Source organism: Megasphaera hominis, from assembly GCF_014269395.1.
GTDB classification, from domain to species: Bacteria; Bacillota; Negativicutes; order Veillonellales; family Megasphaeraceae; genus Megasphaera; species Megasphaera hominis.
This window is the reverse complement of record NZ_JACOGK010000011.1, coordinates 21,504-42,289: the sequence shown is the minus strand read 5'-3', so window position 1 is coordinate 42,289 and position 20,786 is coordinate 21,504. Positions and strand designations below refer to the sequence as shown.

The 20,786-nt window shown below is 52.1% G+C and carries 18 protein-coding genes and 1 tRNA gene; 8 read left to right on the top strand and 11 right to left on the bottom strand.

Annotated features, from left to right (window positions below; translation table 11 throughout):
• The first annotated feature begins 25 nt into the window (after nt 1-25).
• From H8J70_RS05130 to H8J70_RS05110, 5 genes are all read left to right on the top strand, one after another.
• Nucleotides 26-1,018 (top strand): bile acid:sodium symporter family protein, encoded by a 993-nt coding sequence (locus H8J70_RS05130; protein ID WP_222433587.1) that lies wholly within the window; start codon nt 26-28, stop codon nt 1,016-1,018.
• A gap of 150 nt (nt 1,019-1,168) precedes the next feature.
• Nucleotides 1,169-1,540 carry a hypothetical protein gene (locus H8J70_RS05125; RefSeq protein WP_186502785.1) on the top strand — a complete coding sequence of 124 codons (372 nt, stop codon included), beginning with the start codon at nt 1,169-1,171 and terminating at the stop codon, nt 1,538-1,540.
• A gap of 85 nt (nt 1,541-1,625) precedes the next feature.
• Nucleotides 1,626-1,699, top strand: a tRNA-Gly gene (locus H8J70_RS05120).
• A gap of 82 nt (nt 1,700-1,781) precedes the next feature.
• Nucleotides 1,782-2,696 (top strand): ketopantoate reductase family protein, encoded by a 915-nt coding sequence (locus tag H8J70_RS05115; RefSeq protein ID WP_186502784.1) that lies wholly within the window; start codon nt 1,782-1,784, stop codon nt 2,694-2,696.
• On the top strand, nt 2,693-3,619 hold the full coding sequence (locus H8J70_RS05110) for a ketopantoate reductase family protein (RefSeq protein ID WP_186502783.1): 927 nt from the start codon (nt 2,693-2,695) through the stop codon (nt 3,617-3,619). Before H8J70_RS05115 ends, H8J70_RS05110 begins: the two co-directional genes overlap by 4 nt.
• Before the next feature lie 53 nt (nt 3,620-3,672).
• On the opposite strand, the gene H8J70_RS05105 is transcribed toward H8J70_RS05110, so the two are convergent.
• The 8 genes from H8J70_RS05105 to H8J70_RS05070 all read right to left on the bottom strand — a co-directional run bounded on the left by H8J70_RS05105 (nt 3,673) and on the right by H8J70_RS05070 (nt 11,336).
• On the bottom strand, nt 3,673-4,008 hold the full coding sequence (locus tag H8J70_RS05105) for a hypothetical protein (RefSeq protein ID WP_186502782.1): 336 nt from the start codon (nt 4,006-4,008) through the stop codon (nt 3,673-3,675).
• Nucleotides 4,009-4,057: 49 nt separating this feature from the next.
• Entirely contained in the window at nt 4,058-4,954 is an 897-nt protein-coding gene (locus tag H8J70_RS05100) for a hypothetical protein (protein WP_186502781.1), read from the bottom strand.
• A gap of 10 nt (nt 4,955-4,964) precedes the next feature.
• The gene (locus H8J70_RS05095; protein ID WP_186502780.1) at nt 4,965-5,903 is read right to left on the bottom strand and encodes a phosphodiester glycosidase family protein; all 939 of its coding nucleotides are present in this window, start codon (nt 5,901-5,903) and stop codon (nt 4,965-4,967) included.
• 32 nt (nt 5,904-5,935) lie between these two features.
• Nucleotides 5,936-6,754, bottom strand: a complete 819-nt coding sequence (locus H8J70_RS05090; RefSeq protein WP_186502779.1) for a polysaccharide deacetylase family protein — start codon at nt 6,752-6,754, stop codon at nt 5,936-5,938.
• A 97-nt stretch (nt 6,755-6,851) separates the two neighbouring features.
• Complete coding sequence (locus H8J70_RS05085; RefSeq protein ID WP_186502778.1) at nt 6,852-7,823, bottom strand: C-terminal binding protein; 972 nt, start codon at nt 7,821-7,823, stop codon at nt 6,852-6,854.
• Nucleotides 7,824-8,008: 185 nt separating this feature from the next.
• On the bottom strand, nt 8,009-9,544 hold the full coding sequence (locus H8J70_RS05080) for a PhnE/PtxC family ABC transporter permease (protein ID WP_186502777.1): 1,536 nt from the start codon (nt 9,542-9,544) through the stop codon (nt 8,009-8,011).
• The gene (phnC, locus tag H8J70_RS05075; RefSeq protein ID WP_186502776.1) at nt 9,534-10,286 is read right to left on the bottom strand and encodes a phosphonate ABC transporter ATP-binding protein; all 753 of its coding nucleotides are present in this window, start codon (nt 10,284-10,286) and stop codon (nt 9,534-9,536) included. Before phnC ends, H8J70_RS05080 begins: the two co-directional genes overlap by 11 nt.
• 24 nt (nt 10,287-10,310) lie before the next feature.
• A complete protein-coding gene (locus tag H8J70_RS05070) occupies nt 10,311-11,336 on the bottom strand; it encodes a phosphate/phosphite/phosphonate ABC transporter substrate-binding protein (protein WP_186502775.1) in 1,026 nt (341 codons plus the stop codon).
• A gap of 380 nt (nt 11,337-11,716) precedes the next feature.
• On the opposite strand from H8J70_RS05070, the gene H8J70_RS05065 reads away from it, so the two are divergent.
• The 3 genes from H8J70_RS05065 to H8J70_RS05055 all read left to right on the top strand — a co-directional run bounded on the left by H8J70_RS05065 (nt 11,717) and on the right by H8J70_RS05055 (nt 14,462).
• A complete protein-coding gene (locus H8J70_RS05065; RefSeq protein ID WP_186502774.1) occupies nt 11,717-12,805 on the top strand; it encodes a mandelate racemase/muconate lactonizing enzyme family protein in 1,089 nt (362 codons plus the stop codon).
• A gap of 123 nt (nt 12,806-12,928) precedes the next feature.
• Nucleotides 12,929-14,161 carry a [Fe-Fe] hydrogenase large subunit C-terminal domain-containing protein gene (locus H8J70_RS05060; RefSeq protein ID WP_186502773.1) on the top strand — a complete coding sequence of 411 codons (1,233 nt, stop codon included), beginning with the start codon at nt 12,929-12,931 and terminating at the stop codon, nt 14,159-14,161.
• Between the two features lie 70 nt (nt 14,162-14,231).
• Nucleotides 14,232-14,462: a YgiT-type zinc finger protein gene (locus tag H8J70_RS05055; protein WP_186502772.1), complete on the top strand. Its 231-nt coding sequence runs from the start codon at nt 14,232-14,234 to the stop codon at nt 14,460-14,462.
• 73 nt (nt 14,463-14,535) lie between these two features.
• On the opposite strand, the gene H8J70_RS05050 is transcribed toward H8J70_RS05055, so the two are convergent.
• The 3 genes from H8J70_RS05050 to H8J70_RS05040 all read right to left on the bottom strand — a co-directional run bounded on the left by H8J70_RS05050 (nt 14,536) and on the right by H8J70_RS05040 (nt 20,741).
• Nucleotides 14,536-17,055: a two-component system response regulator gene (locus tag H8J70_RS05050; protein WP_186502771.1), complete on the bottom strand. Its 2,520-nt coding sequence runs from the start codon at nt 17,053-17,055 to the stop codon at nt 14,536-14,538.
• 115 nt (nt 17,056-17,170) lie between these two features.
• Complete coding sequence (locus tag H8J70_RS05045; RefSeq protein ID WP_186502770.1) at nt 17,171-18,847, bottom strand: GGDEF domain-containing phosphodiesterase; 1,677 nt, start codon at nt 18,845-18,847, stop codon at nt 17,171-17,173.
• A 229-nt stretch (nt 18,848-19,076) separates the two neighbouring features.
• Entirely contained in the window at nt 19,077-20,741 is a 1,665-nt protein-coding gene (locus tag H8J70_RS05040; protein ID WP_186502769.1) for a GGDEF domain-containing phosphodiesterase, read from the bottom strand.
• Between the last annotated feature and the right edge of the window lie 45 nt (nt 20,742-20,786).

Genomic DNA, 20,786 nt, shown 5'->3' with positions numbered 1-20,786 from the left:
TTTTCTATTTCAGGGGGTAGTTATCATGATGAATTTCGTTACCAAATTAAGCGGTTTTGTTGGAAAAAATCTTACCTGGCTTGTCTTACTCACCATCGTAGGCGGCTATTTCGTTCCTTCCGGTTTTACCTGGGCCGTCTCCAATACGGTCTGGCTCTTAGGCGTAGTCATGTTTGGTATGGGCATGACGCTTCACGCTTCTGATTTCCGTCTCATCCTGCAGCGTCCGCGCGAAGTCTTGGCCGGCACGGTCTGTCATTATACGATCATGCCGCTCGTAGCCTACGCCTTGGTCATGGTCTTTGGTCTCTCGCCGGAATTAGCCGTCGGCATGGTACTCCTCGGCTCCTGCCCCAGCGGCACAGCATCGAATGTCATGAGCTTCCTCGCTAAAGGCGACGTACCTTTGGCCGTTTCTATCACGACCGTTTCTACGCTCCTCGCCCCGATCATGATGCCCTTCCTCGTTTGGGCACTGGCTGGTCAGTGGGTTACGGTTTCCTTCCTCTCCATGGCTCTGACGGTCATGAAGGTCATCCTCGTACCGCTCGTTTTAGGTCTGCTCGTCCATCGTGTAGTCGGTGAAAAATATTTGGCCCAGCTCCAGAAAGTACTCGTTCTCGTCTCTGCCTTTGCCGTTCTTTCCATCCTCGGTGGTGTCGTTGCCGTAAACGGTGCTAAAATCGTATCGCTTGGTGTTTTCATGGTCGTTCTCGTTCTCTTACACAATCTCTTCGGTTTTGCTCTTGGCTATTTCATCACTGGCAAGCTCGGTTTTGGCAAACGGCAGCAGCATTCCGTTACCTTGGAAGTCGGCATGCAGAATGATGCCTTGGCTCTTTCCATCTGCTCCGTCTACTTCGCTCCGGCCGTCGCTATCCCGGCTGCTGTAGGTGCTGCGGTGCACCAGATCACCGGTTCCATGCTGGCCGGCCTCTTCGCCCGCAACATGGATAAACACGAAGCAAAAGAAGCTGCCCGCAAACAGGAAGTGGCTCCGGCTCCTACAGCACACTAAGGCTGTTAACCGGGTTACTATATACCATAACAAAGAAGCGCACTGCATCCCCAGTCAGTGCGCTTTTTTGTTTTCATATTGCTACTCTTTTGCAACATATTTGTCACAAAAAAAGACTATACTATAGTTACTTTCAAAGGGGGAATACAGATGAAGAACATGATCAAACACATGGCCGTTCTGACGGCTATAACGGCTGCCATGAGCGGCAGCTTCGCCTTTGCCCAGGGCCAGCAGTCCTATACGTCCTACCCGTGGCAGGGTCAGCAGGTTCAGGCACAACAGCCGGCACCACAGGCTAATCCTACGGCAAAATGGAACAGCCAGAAAAATAAAACCGACAACGTAAAAAAGGATAAAGCGGATACAAACAAGGACTACAAGCAAGTAAAGAAAGACAATAAAAAGGATTCCAAAAAAGCCAGTAAGAATCTGAAAAATCCGCCACAAAACCAAACGCCATCCCAGAACCAACAAAAGCAGCAGCCTAATCCGTATGTACCGTACGGACAAAACCGCTGACATACAAGAGCCCCATCACAGATGATAGGGCTCTTTTTCTTTACAAATATAGTATTTGCTGGTAAAATATATAAGTACCTATCATGCGGGTGTAATTCAGTGGTAGAATACGAGCTTCCCAAGCTTGGTACGAGGGTTCGATCCCCTTCATCCGCTCCAAATCAAGGCCTTACTCATAGGAGTAAGGCCTTTTTTCTGCTATAATAAAATCGTACCTATACCAAACAAAGAGGGTGTTATTATGAAGCTCATGGTTTCCGGCATTGGCGGTGTCGGCGGCTACGTCGCAGCCGTTCTCTGCTCACACTATGCAGAAGTGACGCTCATTGCCCGCAAGAAGCGCCGTGATTCCTTACGGGAAAAAGGCCTCGTCGTCCACAGCCAGCTGCTGGGAGAACAGGTCTTCCACCCGGCTGTTACGGATACACCGGCTGAAGCAGGCATTCAGGATATGATCTTCATCTGCACGAAAAACTATTCCCTGCCCGCTGCGCTGGCGGCTGTACAGCCCTGCGTAGGCCCGGAGACGCTGGTCGTCCCCATCATGAACGGCATCGATCACTACGAAACGGCCCGTTCTCTGCTGCAAGGCGGCATCGTTGTCAATGCCTTGGTATACATTGCGGCCAATTACCGGCCTGATTACTCCATTGACCATAATTGCAATTATGCCCGCATCATCGTCGCAGCACCACAAGCAGAGGCCGCTGCCCGCGTCGTTTCCGTTCTCAATCACGAAGGCGAAATAAACTGCTACATTGCCGACGATATGAAATCGGAGCTCTGGCACAAATTCATCGTCAACTGCGGCTATAATACCATTACCGCCTATTACGGCTGTACGACACGGGGTCTGCTGGAACCGCCGGCGCGCTTAAAGGAATTCCAGACCCTTCTCGATGAAGCCTATGCCGTTGCCATAGCCGATGGCGCCAAGCTGCCTGATGATTTGACGGCCCGCATTTATGACCGCTTTCTCAACCGGCGAGGCCTCGACCTAAGCAGTTCTATGGCCCGCGATTTTGCCGCCCATAGGCCCAGTGAGCTGGAAACATTCAGCGGCGTCCTCGTACGCAAGGCTCACGCATTGGGTGTAGCCGTACCCCTGACAGAACGTTTTTATGAAGGATTAAAAGAAAGAGAGGCACATATATGAAATTAATGGTAACCGGTATCGGTGGCGTAGGCGGCTATTTAGCCTCGTTCCTCAGCACCTATTATCCCGGCCAGGTAACACTGATTGCCCGTAAGGCCCGTAAAGAATCGCTGGCTGCCAAAGGGCTCGTCCTGCACAGCGAATATTTCGGCGAACACGTAACCCATCCGGCCGTGACAGATACACCGGCCAACGCAGGCATTCAGGACGTAATCTTTGTCTGCGTTAAAAATTATTCCCTCGAAGCTGCCCTCAAGGCAGTCATTCCCTGCATCGGTGCAGATACGATCGTCTTTCTCATCCAAAACGGCATTGACCATGCAGAAAAGGCCAGGGAGATCGTCCCCCAAGGCCATATCATCGATGCCGCAGTCTATATTAACTCCAAATACAATGACGATTTCTCCATTGAACAAAGCGGCAAATTTGCCCGTATTTTCTTTGGCTCCGACGACGCAGACAGCTGCCGGCGTGTCGAAGAAATTCTCGCCCATGAAGGCCTGCGCATCCATAACGAAGGCGCTGCCATCGGCACGCAGATCTGGATCAAATATATTACGAACTGCGCCTTTAACGTCATTACCGCCTATTATGAAGAAACGATCGGTGCCATCTTCGCCCGGCCCGACGGAAAGGAACAATTCCACACACTCCTCGAAGAAGCAACAAACGTCGGCCGCGCCACAGGCATTGCCCTGCCGGAGGACCTGGTCGAAACGATCTATGGCCGCGTCATTGCCCAAAAGAACAAGGACGTCTACAGTTCCCTGGCCAATGACATTATGGCCGGCCGTAAGAGCGAGCTTGATACCTTTAGCGGTCTCCTGGTCCGCACGGCAGAAAAGGTACACGTAGCAGTCCCCTTATCGGCCATGATGTATCACGCCATTGCCAAACGCATTGCCGAACGGCAGCAGCAATAATGCCCTATAAAATAGGACGCACCCAGCGGGTGCGTCCTATTTTTATTTCGCGCTTATTTTTTCAGCTTTTTGCTCGTTTTCGGTGCCGTTTTAATCACTACGTTGCGGCCGTCTTTGACGACTTCCAGGGAAATATCGCCTACGCCGTCCTTATAGTAGGCCATCTTGATTTCCAGGAGCAGCGTTCCTACACGCTGCTGCAATTCATCGGTAAAGAACTGCTTGCGGAAATCTTCTGCCGACGTACCGGTGCCTTTTTTCTTAGCGACAGGGCGCTTGGCCACCGTTTCTTCGTCGTCCCAGTCTGCCGTTTCAAAGGTAACTTCTTCTTTTACGCCGGCAAACATGTCTTCCAGCGAACGGTTTTTAGGAATCTTATTTTTTGCCATCTAACTCACTCCTATGCAGTAACAGGCGCCCTTACGGCGCCCGCTCTGGTTATTTGTTATTATCTACCTTATCGGCAGCTTCACGCATACTGTTCAAGGTAATATCCGAGAATTTTTCTGGTGTCTTATACGTTGCAATCTTCGTAAAGCCCTTCTTCAAGCGGCCGCGGTACGCTGCCACTACTTCATTATCCGAATTCATTTCGGCAATGAAGATTTCCTGGCCGTCTATGCCAATGAGGCGGAACTTGCCGCTCGGCGAAATTTCCCGCCAGCTGCTCGTTGCTCCGTCAAACATGTATACGACACCGGTACGCAGATTATCGTAGAAGAAAATATCCTGGTCGTAGAAGACAGCAATGCGGCCGATATTTTCTGCCTGGACGTTAATGCGGCGTGTATCATAGTTAGCATCTGTACGGTAAATGCGATACTTGTCCTTGTCCACTTCCAGTTTCATATAGACGACGTTCGTCGCTGTCGAATAGGCTACGTCGACAATCTTGCTGCCCTGAGGCGCATTTTCAATAGGCGTATCCAATTCCCGGTCCGGATAGATCGGGTTATATTGGGCAATATATACGCCATAACGGCCTGTCTTTTCATCCTTGCCGTAGGTTGCAAAAATAGCCAAATCGCGGTCAGGCAGCCACTCGAAAAACGACACCTTGCGTCCATGCAGGCTGATACGCTGTGGTTCCGAACTCTTGCCGGCTTCATAAATAGAAACGACATCGTCGACAATCGTCGCCATGAACCGCTTATCATAGGAATAATAGGTCTGGCCATTCGGTTCTACACCGAAGCCCAGTTTTTCCTGTTGATTCGTACTGCCAATCTGGAAATCCGAAGTTGGTGCAAAGAGGACTGTATCCAGGTAGTAGTACACACCGGCCTGAATGCCGATGCCGATGGCGAATGCCAAAAGCACTTTTCCCAGCTTCATGATTCCCCTCCTACTTCACAATAAATGCCGTCGGAATCATTCGTTCACCGAGAAGATCCGCCGGTTTGTTTACGACTTTCCCATTCAGATATAAGGTCGAACTGGAACCGCCGTCCAGATTAGCTGCAATATACGCGCCCTGTTCATACATGATATTCTGCAGGTCGCGGAGCGTTGCACCAATGGAGTACGATGGCTGACGCCCATCGATAACCAGGAACAAGACCGTGCCGTCCTTGCGCTGGCCAATGGCCGTACGCGGACCGACGCCCCAGCCGCCGTCACCGACAGTGATCATTTTCTGGCCGTTGACGATCAGCGGTGGCCCGAAGGTAATCCCTTCCTGAATATCCATGGAAATGATTTCGCCCTTGCTGTAGTTGCCGGCTACGAGGTTGCCATCTTTCGTAAAGCCGATGAATTCATTGACTTCACTGTCGGCCGTGTTGCCGCCGAGGATAAACTTGCCGTCGTGGACGATAAAGCCATAGGGACTGCGGCCTGTACCGGTGCCGTTAGCATCATAGAAGCCGCCGGCATTGATGGCCGCTACAGCGTTGTAGCGCTGGGCAATACCACTCGTCGTTTCCCCTTTTTCATCCATATTTTCTGCCGTTCCCACTTTGACCCGCTTAGGATCAGGGATTTCCAGCAAAAAGCCCTTGAAACGGCTGGATTCGATATTTTGCAATTTTAACGAAGAGTCCGTACGGACCTTGAATTTAAATAATTCCTGCTTCGGAGCTGTACTGATACCGCCTAAGATTTTATCGATTTCATCCTGCGTAAAAAGCCACGTAATATATTGCGGGTGACGGCTCTTCAAGATGGCGCCGACTACGGTCCGCTTAATATTATCAAAAGGCCCGAACAGTACGACAACCGGAGAGGTTACCGCAAAGAATACAAGCAGTACAACGAAAAACTTCCCTATATCTTTCAGTTTCATAATTACCTCATCGTATACGCACGCAACTGTCTCTATCGCTGTTCATATTTTTCAGTCGTAACGCGCTGCCTGAAATTATCAATATCCACTTCATTGCCAATCCAGATGCGTTTGACAGCATACGGATTATCGCCGTATTTTGCCCAGCCCGGATCCATAGTAAAGGCCAGTTTGATGCCAAACTGCTTCAGAACCTTGGCCGCTGCGGGATTATAGCCGCCATAGGGATAACAGAAATATTCATTCGTAATGCCCAGGTGCTCTTTGAGCTCAGCCTGGCTTTTTTGTATTTCTGCTTCCAGCGTATTACCGCCCATCTCGTTGACCCGTTCATGATGATAGCCGTGGGAGGCAATCTCCATGCCGGCAGCCTGCATTTCCTTGATCTGCTGCCACGTCAGACGCGTACTCTGGTCTGCATCGTAGGTCGGGATAAAAACGGTACAGGCAAAGCCATATTCTTTCATCACAGGCATTACGATAGAATACGTATCCGGGTAGCCATCGTCAAAGGTCAGCACGACGGGACGTACCGGAACGGGTTTATTGTACGCCATGTATTCATAGAGCTGTTCCATCGTAATCGGATGAAAATCGTTATCTTTGAGGAACTTCATCTGCTTACGGAAATTTTCTTCTGTCAGGCACGCCTGATTGTGCGGATCTGCCGGATCGACACCAATCATATGGTACATCAGGACAGGCACACCGTTTTTCGGCACAGCCATTTCCACCTGCTTTGCCGGTTCCGGAGCTGCCACTGTTTCCTGCTTCTGTTCTCCCGTGAAGCCACAGCCGGCGAGCAAGGCCAGACATACCAAAGCCATCCCTACTAGTTTCCAAATACGCAAGAGTCTAGAAACCTCCTTTAAATAAAAATATAAACAGGCGACACGCCTGTTTATATATTTTACAGGATTTTCACTTTCAGTGCAAATGCTGCGGCTATCAGACGCCACTGGCCGGGATAAACGGGAGGTTTTCCGTCTCACCTGCCACAAAGGCACGAATATAGCGTTCCGCATCATCATGCAGCTGCTTTTCTGCTTCTACAGAGTGTGAGGCAATGCTCGGCGTCAACAGGAACTCCTGCCGGGTCATCATCTTAAGCATCATGGGCCCCGGGTGTTCCATGGACAGGACGTCAAGAGCCGCACTGCGCACATGGCCGTCGTCGACAGCGTGGTACAAGGCCGCTTCATCTACGAGGCCGCCACGGCTGCAATTGACGAACATAGAGCCTTCTTTCATTTCATCAAACTGTTCGTCCCGGAAAAGATAGCGCGTCGTTTCATTGAGCGGCACGTGGAGGGAAATAATATCACTCGTGCGCATGAGCTTATCGAAATCGACGGGTTTGACATTCCGTTCCAACATGACTTCTTCTTCTACAAACGGGTCATAGGCCTGCACGGTACAGCCAAAGGCCTGCATGCGGGCCGCTACTGCGCGTCCGGAACGGCCAAAGCCAACGAGGCCGATCAGATGGCTGCTGACACGGTGCAACTCCCATTTCACGCTGCCAAACTGCCAACGGCTGTGCCGGCGGATATCATCCTGGTATTCCGGAATCTGACGAATCAAGGCCAGAATCATGGCACACGTGTGGTCCGCAATATCGTCCGTGCAGTAATCGGCATTGCGCAGGACTTTAACGCCCCGCTGTGCCGCAGCCTGTACGTCTACATTATCAAAACGCGAACGCAGAATCACAATCAGCTTCAGCTCATCCAGTTTTTCGAGGAGTGAAGCCGTTATCTTTTCATGTTTGCAGATAATAATGTCTGCATCCTTCAATTCGTCTACCAGTTGTTCTTCATCATCGCTAACTGGGCAATACGCAACATCGGCAATATCGCCCAACCGCTCTCCAAAATCGTCTTCGTCTTGATGACCTGTAAGAATGCTTATATGGTACATACCACAGCCCCTTTTCTTTTTCTAATACACAGTTAATAGGATACACTCATAGATATACACTTAAATATATATCACATAACCTGTCAAATAGCAAGTCTTTACGCCCTCATGGCAGGAAAAGTATACCAAAAAAGGCGATTACTCCTGCATCTATGCCAAAGAGTAATCACCTTATCTGACCTGCCTTAAAAACGCCGCACCTTACGCAGCCATTCTGAAGCCATCTCAACGACCGTCACTAAGGCGATGAGTCCCCACAGGAGGGACGACGCCGCGTGCCAATCGTAATGCATCATGGCCAGGATGAGGGGCGTACCAATACCACCGGCGCCGACGAGCCCCAAAATAGCGGCATCACGTAAGTTGACATCCAGCCTGTACAAGACTGCCGCCGCATAGCGTGGCCCCAGCTGTGGCACAATGGCCCGCACCAATGCAGCAGGCCGGCTGCTGCCCAGAGCCAGGAGGGCCCCATAGGGACGACGGTCAATGTCATCGATGGCAATGAGGAAGCGCTTGGCCAGGAGACCGACACTGCAAAGGGTAAGCGTAAGAACGCCGGCAAAGGGCCCCGGCCCGGTAACGCGGATCCACATGAGGCCGTACACAAAGACCGGCACCGTGCGGATGAGAAGCAGGACCAGGCGCGACGGCACGGAAAGGACCCACGGCGCCAGGCGAAAGCTCGCGATAAAGGAAAAGAAGGCTGCAATGACTAAACCGCCTAAGGTTCCCAAAAAGGCAATACAAAAGGTTTCATACAATAAATAGGCTACGCCTGTATGGTCCGTCGCCAAGAGGAGAGACCAATCGGGCTGCAAGAGACCGCTCACGAGGGCACCGGCTGCAGCCTGGCTCGTCTGACCTGCTTCAGGCAGGCGCAGGGCCGTCAGGGAGATGAGGACCAACAGGGCCAGGGAAAGACCCGTGCAAAACCGTCCGGCACGGCCCAGGCGACAGGTTCCGTCCAGGACGCGGCGCAGCCATTCGCTCAGGCCTTCCGTCACAATGACGACGACGTAGAGGAGCAAGAGAATGGCGCCGACGTCAGCGTATTCGCGCCAGGCCAGCCGTTCATTGAGCAACAGGCCAATGCCGCCGGCGCCGACGAAGCCCAGGATCGCCGCATGGCGCACGTTGGCCTCCAGCAAATAGAGGACGTTCGTCAAATAGCCTGAAAGCACGGCCGGCAAAACAGTCCGCACGCAGGCCTTCAGACGGCCACAACCGGCAGCTGCCAAAGCGCGGGCTGCCGTCAGGTCCGCATTTTCCATATCCTCATAGCCGATGCGGGCCATGACAGCCGTCGTATAGAGAAAGAGGGCCAGCGTCCCGGCCAGGGTGCCAATGCCCACAAGGAAAGTACATAAGAGGGCCAGGATCAACGCCGGAATCGTACGCACCAGATGAATCAGGCCCTTAAGGGGCAAGCGGAAAAAAGGCCAGGGATTGACGTACGCGTTGGCCGCGACAGCCAAGACCAGGCCCAGCAAGGCGCCTAAGGCCGTGCCCGCTAAGGACATGCGGATCGTCGCCCATAATGGCGCCACGACGACGGGCACGTACGACCACGACGGCGGCACCATGGCAGCGGCAATATCGAAGAAATACGAGCCCCGCCGGATGAGCAAGGAGACAGAAAAGCCGGTACTGGCTGCCGCCACGAACGTAAAGGCAAGAAGGATAAGCCAGGTGGCGGTGTAACAGGCCCTATGCTTCATGACGATCCCTCCCATAAAGGGCTGCCAGACGTGCTTCGTCCCAGGCGTCAGGCGGGCCTGCAAAAAAGACGCGCCCAGCCTGGAGGCCCACAATGCGGTCAGACCAGGTCCGGGCCTGGTCCACGTTATGGCTGTTCATGAGTACGGTCAGACCCCGCCGCTGCTGCAGGCGGCGCAGGAGCGCCAATACCTGCTGTGCCGTCCGGGGATCAAGAGACGCCACCGGTTCATCTGCCAGGATGAGGGACGCCTGCTGGACCAGCGTGCGGGCAATGGCTACGCGCTGCTTTTGACCACCGCTGAGAGTGCGCACCGGTGCAGCAGCCAGTTCGTTAAGACCTACATCAGCCAAGGCCTCTACGGCACGCTGCCGTTCTGCCCGAGGAAAGCGGCCGCTTAAGGCGCGCCAAAAGGATACACGGGCCAAGGCACCGTTTAAGACGTTTTGCAAACACGACATTTCTTCGACGAGGCAAAAATCCTGAAAGATCATGCCGATTTGTTGCTGCGCCTGCCGTTTCTGCCGGCCCTTAAGGCCATCGAGGCGCGTACCGCCAGCCCAGACCTGGCCCGACGCGGGCTGCAGCATACCGTTACAAAGGCGCAGAAGTGTCGTCTTGCCGGCACCGCTGGGGCCGATAATGGAAACAAACTCTCCTGCATGTACGGTCAGGGAAATATCATCTAATACCTGCTTTTTGCCATAGGCCTGACACACATGGCGCAGTTCCAGTGCTTCCACAGCAGTTTTCTCCTCTCCCATTTCTTATTTCAGTTCCTTTTGTACCTGCCGTTCCCCGTCGTAATCCTTTGGGTCTGCCCAGGCATAGCCTTTGTGTCCAATGGTCTTGAGGACCTTGAGGCCTTCTTCGGTCTTGCCGATTTCGATGAGCGATTCGCCCAAGGCCTTGCGGAAGCCTTCATCCTTCATGACATCGCTGGTTTTGCTGACGCTGACCGTGTCGTTGTAAATTTTCCCGGTTACACCAATGATCCCGGTCTGGGCCCAAATATCAGACGTACCGCCCAGCTTCGTCTGCCAATCTTCAGCCATTTTGGCCCGGAAATGGGAATACGCCGTAAGGACATCAACCTGGCCTGAGTCCAAACGTGCTGCCGACGTAGAGTACGAGTCCGATTGGACCACATGGGCCAGATCGGAAATTTTCTTGCCGTAATTTTCTTTCAGCCACAAGGACGGATATAAATATCCCGATGCTGAAGCCGGACTCATGACCGCCCAGGTGAGATCATTCAGCTCATCCCACGTCGGTTTTTCGCCGCGTTTTACCTTGGCCAGAATAGCCTGCCCTTTGGCACTGGGACCGACGAAAATAGCCGAGCGGTAATACGTGACCAGATCCTTCGTAAATACTTCCGGCTGGCCATCGTTCCAGACAGCAAGGTCTGTCGTATCCTTGTTGATGCCTTCGCGCAGTGCTGTCAACAGGACATCGACGTCCTTTTCATAAAGAACGTACGTCGCGCCGGAAATGAAGCCTACGTCGGCGCTGCCAGAGCTCAAGGCTTCGCCGACGGCATTATAGGACGTCCCGACGTTGATACTCACCTTGTCGATGGTATAGCCTTTTTCCCTCATTTTTGCCTGCAGCATCTTACCTAAGGGTTCGGTCTTCGTCTGAATCGTTTCGGCATCCTGATAGGGAGAAATCGCAATCTTCAATTCGGGGATTTCCTTCGTATTGCCGGCACTTTTTTCACCGTTGCCACAGCCGGCCAGCAAAAGACTGCTCAAGGCCAGCAGGGCCACTGCCATTTTCCATTTTTTCATATACAACACTCCTTTAATATATAATAAGGGCAATAAAAAAGAGAGAGGACATACGGTTCCTCTCTCAGCAGCAGGCAACATGCGTCAAAAGGATCCGGTTCACTCCGGTATCTCACCTGACGGTCGGCACTCTGGTACCCTCTCAGCCCGGCCTACGGGCTCCCTCGCATGTTGGCCATTAATATAATATTATAGATATATAACAGGTCCAGGGAGCTCCCCCAAGACCCGCGTTCAGACCATCTTCAGTATAGTATAGGCCCTTTGTAAATTCAAGGTAAAATTTTCACATTCACGCCTCTGCAAGCCTGCAGTGCTTGAATTTACGCTACAAGGCCAGTACAATACAAAGTATCCCATATGTGATGAGGTGTACAATAGTGAAAATTACCAAGATTGAAGCAGGGAAAATCTCAATTCCCTTGAAGGTACCTTTTATTACGGCCCTGCGCCGTGTCGACACGGCAGAAGACCTGGTCATCAAGGTCCACACAGATGACGGTGCTATCGGCTGGGGCAGCGCACCGGCAACGGTAGTCATTACCGGTGATAGTCACGCCTCCGTAGCCGCCGCCATTAAAGAAGTCATGGCGCCGCAGCTCATAGGCCTTGATATAGACGACAGGGAAGAAATCCTGGCCCGCATCAGCCGCTCCATGGCCCATAATACATCGGCCAAGGCAGCCCTTGATATAGCCGTACACGACCTCTTCTGCCAGCACTACGGGCTCCCCTTGTACCGTTTCTTCGGCGGCCTGCGCACTCGTATTGCCTCAGACCTGACGATTAGCCTGAACGATCCGGAAACGATGGTCCGCCACGCCCTCGCGGCCGTACAGCGCGGCTATACAAGCCTAAAAATCAAGGTCGGTACAGACGCCGCCCTCGACATCCGCCGCGTCCAGGCCGTGCGCCACGCCGTAGGTCCGGACGTAGCCATCCGCTTGGACGCCAACCAGGGCTGGAAGGCTAAGGAAGCCGTCCGTACGATCCGCCGTCTGGAAGATCTGGATTTAGGCATTGAATTCATCGAACAGCCCGTCGCCGCCCGGGACCTTGACGGCCTGAAGTTCGTTACAGACCACGTGGCTACGGATATCATGGCTGATGAAGCCGCCTTCAGCCCTTATGACGTCTTCCAGCTCCTCTCACGTCATGCGTGTGACCTGCTCAACATCAAGCTCATGAAAGCCGGCGGCCTCCAGGCAGCCGCACAGATTGCCGCCCTGGCCGGTGCCTGTGGTGTCACGTGCATGATGGGCTGTATGCTTGAATCAAAAATCGGCATTACTGCCGCTGCCAGCCTCTCTGCCGGCACTCCTGTCATCACGCTGAACGACCTGGACGCAGCCGACCTCATGGCCGCTGACCCCGTGTCAGGCGGCATTGTCTACGACGGCAATGAGCTCTGCCTGCCGGATGCACCGGGTCTGGGCATCGCTGACGTAGCAGGCTGGGAAGCCTGGTGAAATTATAAAAACTTTGTATCATTTTTCCCATTCTCCTTAAAAACAAGTTGTGATTTTATATGAAAATTGCTATGATAAGAGCATAGATATATTTTAAGTTTATGTACGTGTAAGGAGGAGCTTATGTTAACACTTGAAGAGTTATACAAAAGCATGTTACAGCGGGCCGTCGACGGAAAAGACGTGAAAGCTGTAACAAATGGCGATTTAAAGCTCATGGACTGTCTGGCCCATCCGCAGGACAAACCCTTGGTTTGGCGTGTAAAACCTTGTCTCTGTCCTCCTGACCAGGCTGATTGTGCTGACGCCTGCGATTGGGGCGCCTTCCATCATGAAGCAGACGGCGTTGCCATCGACGACAGCAAATGTGTCGGCTGCCAGGCCTGCATCGATGCCTGCAAGATGGACGCCTTGACGACGAAAAAGGATATTATCCCTGTCGTTCAGGAACTGCACGACTATAACGGGCCTATTTATGCACTCGTAGCTCCTGCCGTAGCCGGCCAGTTCGGGCCGGACGTCACCTCAGGCAGACTGCGCACAGCCCTCAAGAGCCTGGGCTTTACAGGCATGCTGGAAGTAGCCGTCTTTGCCGACATTCTGACCTTGAAGGAAGCCTTGGAATTCGACAAAAAGGTTACCAGCGAAGCCGATTTCCAGCTTACGAGCTGCTGCTGCCCCATGTGGATTGCCATGATCAAAAAGCTTTATCATCAGCTGCTGCCCAACGTTCCCGGTTCTGTATCGCCGATGATCGCCGGCGGCCTTACAGTCAAAGCCCTCCATCCGGAAGCAAAGACCGTCTTCATCGGCCCATGCCTGGCTAAGAAGGCAGAAATGAAAGAACCGGACCTGGCCGGTGCCATCGACTACGTCCTCACGTATCAGGAACTGCGCGACCTCTTTACCGTCACCAATATCGATCTGGCCAGCCTGCCTGAAGATAACCAGCCGCACGCCTCGGAAGCCGGCATCAGCTATGCCTACGCCGGTGGTGTTGCCGGTGCCGTAGCAGAAACAGTGCACCAGCTCAATCCGGACCGTGCCATCGACATTAAGACGCGCAAGGCTGACGGCGTACCGGACTGCAAGGCCATGATCAACGATATCCTGGCTGGCAACCGGGACGGCAACTTCTTTGAAGGCATGGGCTGCAAGGGCGGCTGTGTTGGCGGTCCCCGGGCCATCATCAAGAAAGAAGAAGGCAAAGCCAACGTGCAGGCCTATGCCAAAAATGCCCTCTACCGGACGCCTATGGAAAACCCCTACGTCATTGAAATGCTGAAAAAGCTCGGCTTTGAAACAGTCGAAGACTTCCTCGAAAAGAGCGATCTCTACGACCGTCAATTAGACTAACAAAAAAGCAGCTTTCCCGAAATGCTTGCGAAAGCTGCTTTTTCTCTCTTTATATGAAAGGACGACACTCATGAACTGCCCCTCGTGCAATGCACCTGACCTTATAGAAACAACCTCTACGTATTTCATCCAACTGCCGGAACGCTACGTCATCGTACAGAACGTCCCCTGCCGGAAATGCGAAAACTGCGGCGAAGAATTTTTCGACGGTGCCGTTACAGCCCGTATTGACCGGCTCCTCGATACGATTACCACACCGGCAGAAGAAGTCGCCATCTTAGATTACGAAACAGGAAAATAACCAACCCGACAAAAGACCTTTGCCAGCTACCTCATTTTGGTAGGACAGCAAAGGTCTTTTCAGTTCTGTATACTTATCGGTATTTATGTAAAAACACGAGATAATACCGATACCGTTTGTTCTTGCCGATCGGCAGGATACGGGCTACCAGGTGCAGGGGCTCTTCCAAGCCCTGGCAACGGTAGCGGAAGGAAATGAGGTGGCCGTTATCCGGACAGTCGTCTGCCCGATGGAATGCCGTTATCAAGTCCTGCCCTGGCTCATCCGTTTGCAGGTTATCTACATGATTCAAGGCTTTTTCCTGGGGATTCTTGCCCAGGAGGTGGTAATAGGCACGGTTCATTTGCCGCACATAAATCCGTTCATCATTATGCTGGACCGACACAATGGCCATAGGACCGATAATATCATTTAAACGGGCTTCGCTAATAATATTTTCAGCCAGCAAGTGATACACCGTCAGGGTGCCTACATTTTTATTGAACATATGCAGGTCCTGACGGGATTGTACGGCCGCAGGTATTTGTATCAGCTCGCGAAAGGCCGCACATTCCATAGGGCGGTACCAGTAATAGCCTTGGGCACAGCTGCAGCCTCGCCGGTTGATAAGCTGCACCTGTTCTGCCGTTTCCATGCCGGCCACGTTGACCAGAATGCCTTGCCGTTCTGCCAGATTTAAGAGGCTTTCTATGATTTTCTGCTTATACTCTTCCGCAATATCAGGCCGTCTATGGTAACAGAATTTGACACCGCGGGCTTTTAGTGTTGGTAAGACCTGAAGAGAATCATACTCCATGCCAAATTGATCCATCACCGTAAAGATCCCTTCATCGTACAGGGCGTCGACACAGCTGTGAATGTGGGAATTGCGCCGATAATCTTTTTCTTTGACTTCCACGAGAAGCAAATCATCAGGCACGTCGTATTTTTTCAGAAGGTTCCTCATAATCTGTGGTACATTACCCAAATAAAAGTCTTGGGCATTTACGTTTACAGCCAGCGGCAGGGGTTGCACGCCCTGATCCAGCAGTTCCCGTTGAAAACGGCATACGGCTTCCCACAAATACACGTCAAGCTGGAAAATAAACGTATCTGACTCCATTTCCTCCATAAATTGGCCTGGCTCCAGGACGACATCCTGGCGAATCCAGCGGGCCAGTACTTCTGCGCCGAGAATTTGGCCGCTGGCAGGGTTTACAAAGGGCTGCAAATAAAAGGTGAACTCGCCGTTAGCCAAGGCATCAGAAAACCGTCCCGGTTCCTTATCCATCCCGTCTTCTATGATGCGGTGCTGATGTTTTTCATCGTACATCTGTTGGTCTGCCGCCTGTAAAACAGCATCAAAGCCGGCCCTTACATCGGGGGACCAATACATACCGATAGAGTTATTCAGATTCCGTTCGGCCAGATGCTGGCGTATTCGCTGGCCCAAGGCAAAAAAGGCCTCTTTTTCCAGTCCCTGCCAGATCAGGACAAACTCATCACCGCCAATACGGAAAACCGTACCGCCGTAACGGTAGCGCAAGAGGGCTTCTGCTGTATCGCAAATGAGCCGGTCACCCCAGCTGTGGCCCAGATCGTCGTTAACCCGTTTCAAATTATCTATATCGGCGAAGAGAACACCTATGCTCTCATCCGGCTCAATGGACTGGCTGTAGCGGTCAAAGGCATTACGGTTCAGCGTGCCTGTCATCTGATCGATCGAGCTGTTGGCCCGCAAGTGGTACACCGAATTCCGGTTTGTATACATCATGATCAAGGGCGTCTTTATATGGTTGGTCAGCATACGCGTACCCTTCATGCAGCCAGACGGCACGTTCTCCAGACAAACGACACAGAGACGCCGCCGGTTAAAGTAGACAGGCAGTGCGACAAGGCTGTGCAGGCCATAGGCCAGCAGTACAGCCGCTGCCTCAGGCTCTTCCGCTTCATACTGGGACACATTTCTAATGGATAGGCTGCCATACTTTTCAAAAAGTCTGTCCATCGTTTCCCGCAGCTGGGCATAATCCCGCTGGGGCACACTGCGGCTGCCAACACCGGTTTCACCATTGGCACTCCAATAGTACGGGGAATGGGAATCCCCTTCAAAAATGAATACTTTTTCTGCCTGGGACAACATACCCAGATACTTTAAAAAGTGCAGAAAAGTCTGATCCGGATCTTCCTGCTTCATGGAACGGCGGACAATACGCTGTAACAGGCGCAGGGTATTCTGCTTGCGCAGCTCATAGTCCATCCGGCTAAAACGGGCGCGGATAATCGCATCGGCTGCCGGCAGGGAAATGACATCGACTGCCCCCTGCAAAAAGGCTTCCTCCTGTTCTTCTGCACTGGCGTTTTCCAAGAGGAGTGCCAGTGGAATATGATGACAAAGCGGATCAGCGTGCAGCCGCCGCAAGGTCGTCAGGCCCCGTCCTCTAGAGGGGGCCACAATAATGGCATCGACCCGGCGTTTTTGACGGATCAGCCCTACCGCTTCATTCACATCACAGGCTTCCAAAAAAACAAAGCCCGTCTGAAGAATATCTTTTAACCATCTTCGTCGCCGTGCATCGGCAACTAACACCAATTGTATTTTCTTCCCTCTCATCCTTATACCCTCACTCAGTCCCATAGGCTGCTCACCTACAGCCCATGCCGTTTCCCTGGAAAAAAGAGGTGGGAAAAACGAGGTCCCATCGCATTTTTTCTCTACTTCTCCGCCTCTAGCCTGGGAGGCAGTTTCTATTCTGGCGTATACACTGTCGTTTTTCTGCACATTCTGCCAAGCTTTCTTCGTAGGGAAGAGGCCGGCCCAGTAAATACCCTTGTGCCAGTTCACAACGGGTCTGGCAGAAAAATCGCAGTTCATCGGTTGTCTCTAAGCCTTCCCCTAAGGAACGTATCCCCAAGGCTTGGTTCATAGAAAGGACAGCTCCTAAGATTTTTTTTGCCTTCCCGGTAAAAGGCTCCAAAAACATGCGGTCCAATTTTACTACATCAAAATCATAATTTTTTAACGTATTCAACGAAGAATAGCCACTGCCAAAATCATCAATCCAGAGTTCATATCCTGCCTGGCGCAGGTGTGCTATTTCTTCTTTGATGCGTTCGCCCTCATCGAGGAGCAGGCTTTCTGTGAGCTCCACGCGCAGCATCTGCCGTGGCACGCCGTAAGCGCGGACATTTTCTTCCAGCACCTCGTAGGCATTGCAAAGAAGAAAATCAAGGCGTGACAAATTGACCGACACAGGCAGAACGGTCTCGCCTGCATCGACGCGCTGCCTGTATTCCCGGCAAACAGCCCGGATCATATGACGGTCCAGCTTGTCAATTTGCTGGGAATCCTCTAAGGCCGAAATAAAATGCTTCGGCATAATCAGGCCGTGGACCGGATCAATCCAGCGGGCCAGCGCCTCAAAGCCCACGTGGCGCAGGCCGGAAAGCGCCACTACAGGCTGATAATACGGCCGTATCCAATCCTTTTCTACAGCCTCGTCAATATGGCCGACGACATACGCACGCAGGTCCAGTCCGGCAGCCAGGTCCTTCGTTCCTTCGCAAAAGTACGTTTCTACACTGCCACGGATGCTTTCACAGGCCAGACGTGCCATATCCAGTGCCTGGTGTAAATTTTCTGCCGGGTCCGTAATCCGGTAACAGCCAAAGTGAAAGGCTACGACACGGTCGGCAAAATCCTGGCGCAGAACGTTTCGCGCCGCTGTGACGCGTTCGCGCACCTGTCCGGCTTCTGTCAGGATGGCAAAGCGATCGTCGGAAATACAAAAGACGAAATCATTGGCAAAGGTTTCCTGCAGCACAGCTGCACAGCGGGCCAGGAGCTGGCTGCCCGCATCAATACCATATTTGATATTGTAGAGCTTGAAACGCTCAATATTGAAAAAGATGAGGCTCATGGGCGGCATAGCCGTGCCATGGCGATAAAAGGCCAAAAACTGGCTGGCATAGGTCAAAAAGCGCGTTGTGCCAGTCATGGCATCCTGGCCTACTTCATTATCCCATACAGGCAGTGTCACGCTGTAATGCAGCAGCTCTCCTGCTGCCGTCTGTACGACCCGGTCGATAACATCGAGGTGCCGGAGCCGTCCTTTTTTAGTGCAGGCTGTATAACGCATGCGGTAATATGCAGCCGGCCCGGTCCGTTCTTCCCGTAAGCACTGGCGCAGGTTTTCCTGCTCTTCCGGACGTACCATAGTATAAATAGTATTACCGGTGAAGGCTTTAAATTCTGCTTCGTTGGCACAATCGTAAAAGTCTATTACATAGGGATTGGCATAGAGCAATTCCCCCTGCTCATTTCCCCGAAAGATGACAACGCCGCCTGGGATGCATTCCAAACCCTTAGCTACGGCCTGGCGGTCTTTTATTGCTTGCTCTGTCATGAAACCTCCTTCAAAACCTGCTTCGTATACAAATCCCGGCCTGGCGCTGTTTGCGCTATACGCCGTGGCATAAGCAGGTCTTTTGGTTGGTATATAGCTCAGGTGTACACGTCAACGCGTCATAATGCTATATAACAAAAACTACTCAGAACTTTACTATACTATAGCCTCTCAAAAAAAGGAAGTATTATATATGATATACTAATATATAACTAATATACACAGGGACTTATGTGTTACCGTCGTGCAGGCGCTGTTGGATACGCTTGAAATTTTCCAGACTTTTTTCATAAGGCATGGGAGCCCCCAGGAGATACCCCTGAATCAGCTCGCAGCCCCGTTTACGCAGGAAGGCCAGCTGGTCCCACGTCTCTACCCCTTCGACCAGTGTCGGTACGGCCAGGACATGATTCATGGCCAGGATACTGGTGACAATGCGCCGTCCTTTATCCGTAAAGGGGCGGATGAATTCTTTGTCCAGCTTGATCATGTCGAAGGTATAGCTTTTCAGCGTATGAAGCGACGAATAGCCGCTGCCGAAATCATCCATCCAGACCTGGTAACCGGCGTCGCGGAAACGACTGATTTCCTCTTCCATACGGCCGGCATCACCGATCATGAGGCTTTCTGTGATTTCGATACGGATCAGTTCCCGCGGTACATCATAGCAACTGACATTGTCTTCCAGAACCTGAAAGGCATCGCTGAGAAAGAAATCCAGGCGCGACAGGTTAAGAGAAATAGGAAATACAGGCAAGTCCAAATCGACACGCTGCCGGTACTCCCGGCAGATGCAGGTAATCATATACTGGTCCAATTTATCGATTTGATGGGAGTCTTCCAGAGCCTTAATGAACGTGTCCGGCAGGAGCATACCGTAGTGCGGGTCCTGCCAGCGGGCCAGCGCTTCAAAGCCGTGCAAGGTCAAATCCCCGGCCCAGGCTACAGGCTGATAATACGGGCGAATCCAGCCCTTTTCAATGGCTTCATCAATATGGCTGACCACGTGACGGCGGATCTGTATTTCCTCCCGCAAGGGTGCTGTACATTCCTCATAGCAGGCAGACACCTCATCGCGAATATTGTCACAGGCCAGTTCTGCCCAGGTGATTGCACGATTCAGGTCTTCGCCAGGCTCATGGAGACGGTAAATGCCAAAGTGGAACATGACAATTTGATCGGGAAATTCACTCCGCATACGAGCTTGGGCCTGGCAAATTTTCTCTTCCAGTGCGTCTTCATGGGCCAGGAAAACAAAGCGTTCCTCCGACAGGGAAAAGAGAAACGTATGAGCAAAGATTTCCTGTACCAGTGCGGCACAGCGAAGGACCATCTTTTCCGTAGCTTCACTGCCATATTTCATGGCATACATCTTATAGTGGTCGATGTGAAAGGATAAAATAGCCAAATCAGGTATGGACTGACGGGCTGCTTCCAATTGGGGAATCTGCCTGGTATACGTGAGAAAGCGGCGCTTACCCGATAAGGCATCCTGCGTCAGGACAGGATCATCGCCAGGCACACTGAAAAGATAATGAAGCCGTTCACCAGCGTCCATTTCTACGATATAGTCCAGCACATCGACATGACGCAGGCGGCCTGTACGCGTACCGAGCGTATAGCGCATGTGCAGCGGAGCCGCCGTGCACTGGCGGTCAGCGTACATGATCTTCCTGAGTGTCTCCCGTTCCTCCTGCGGGACCAGGCCCAGAAGGTTATGCTTTGCCAAACGGTAAACTTCCTCTTTGCTGCGGCAGTCAAAAAAATCGACGACGTATTGATTGATATATACTAATTCACCTAGTGGTTCTTCCCGGGAAATGATGACCCCTCCCGGCAGTTGTTCCAGGCACGTGCTGATCAGTTCTGTTACTGCTTGTTTTTCCTGTTTCATAGCAATTCTCCCATACAGGTATCTTCCTGCTCTGTCGTTACTTTC

Coding starts and splice junctions, on each gene's coding strand:
- H8J70_RS05110 (WP_186502783.1), top strand. CDS start 2,693: ATGAAATTAATGGTAACCGGTATCGGTGGCGTAGGCGGCTATTTAGCC.
- H8J70_RS05095 (WP_186502780.1), bottom strand. CDS start 5,903: ATGAAACTGAAAGATATAGGGAAGTTTTTCGTTGTACTGCTTGTATTC.
- H8J70_RS05080 (WP_186502777.1), bottom strand. CDS start 9,544: ATGAAGCATAGGGCCTGTTACACCGCCACCTGGCTTATCCTTCTTGCC.
- H8J70_RS05100 (WP_186502781.1), bottom strand. CDS start 4,954: ATGAAGCTGGGAAAAGTGCTTTTGGCATTCGCCATCGGCATCGGCATT.
- H8J70_RS05130 (WP_222433587.1), top strand. CDS start 26: ATGATGAATTTCGTTACCAAATTAAGCGGTTTTGTTGGAAAAAATCTT.
- H8J70_RS05060 (WP_186502773.1), top strand. CDS start 12,929: ATGTTAACACTTGAAGAGTTATACAAAAGCATGTTACAGCGGGCCGTC.
- H8J70_RS05050 (WP_186502771.1), bottom strand. CDS start 17,055: ATGAGAGGGAAGAAAATACAATTGGTGTTAGTTGCCGATGCACGGCGA.
- H8J70_RS05045 (WP_186502770.1), bottom strand. CDS start 18,847: ATGACAGAGCAAGCAATAAAAGACCGCCAGGCCGTAGCTAAGGGTTTG.
- H8J70_RS05055 (WP_186502772.1), top strand. CDS start 14,232: ATGAACTGCCCCTCGTGCAATGCACCTGACCTTATAGAAACAACCTCT.
- H8J70_RS05085 (WP_186502778.1), bottom strand. CDS start 7,823: ATGTACCATATAAGCATTCTTACAGGTCATCAAGACGAAGACGATTTT.
- H8J70_RS05125 (WP_186502785.1), top strand. CDS start 1,169: ATGAAGAACATGATCAAACACATGGCCGTTCTGACGGCTATAACGGCT.
- H8J70_RS05105 (WP_186502782.1), bottom strand. CDS start 4,008: ATGGCAAAAAATAAGATTCCTAAAAACCGTTCGCTGGAAGACATGTTT.
- H8J70_RS05070 (WP_186502775.1), bottom strand. CDS start 11,336: ATGAAAAAATGGAAAATGGCAGTGGCCCTGCTGGCCTTGAGCAGTCTT.
- H8J70_RS05040 (WP_186502769.1), bottom strand. CDS start 20,741: ATGAAACAGGAAAAACAAGCAGTAACAGAACTGATCAGCACGTGCCTG.
- H8J70_RS05115 (WP_186502784.1), top strand. CDS start 1,782: ATGAAGCTCATGGTTTCCGGCATTGGCGGTGTCGGCGGCTACGTCGCA.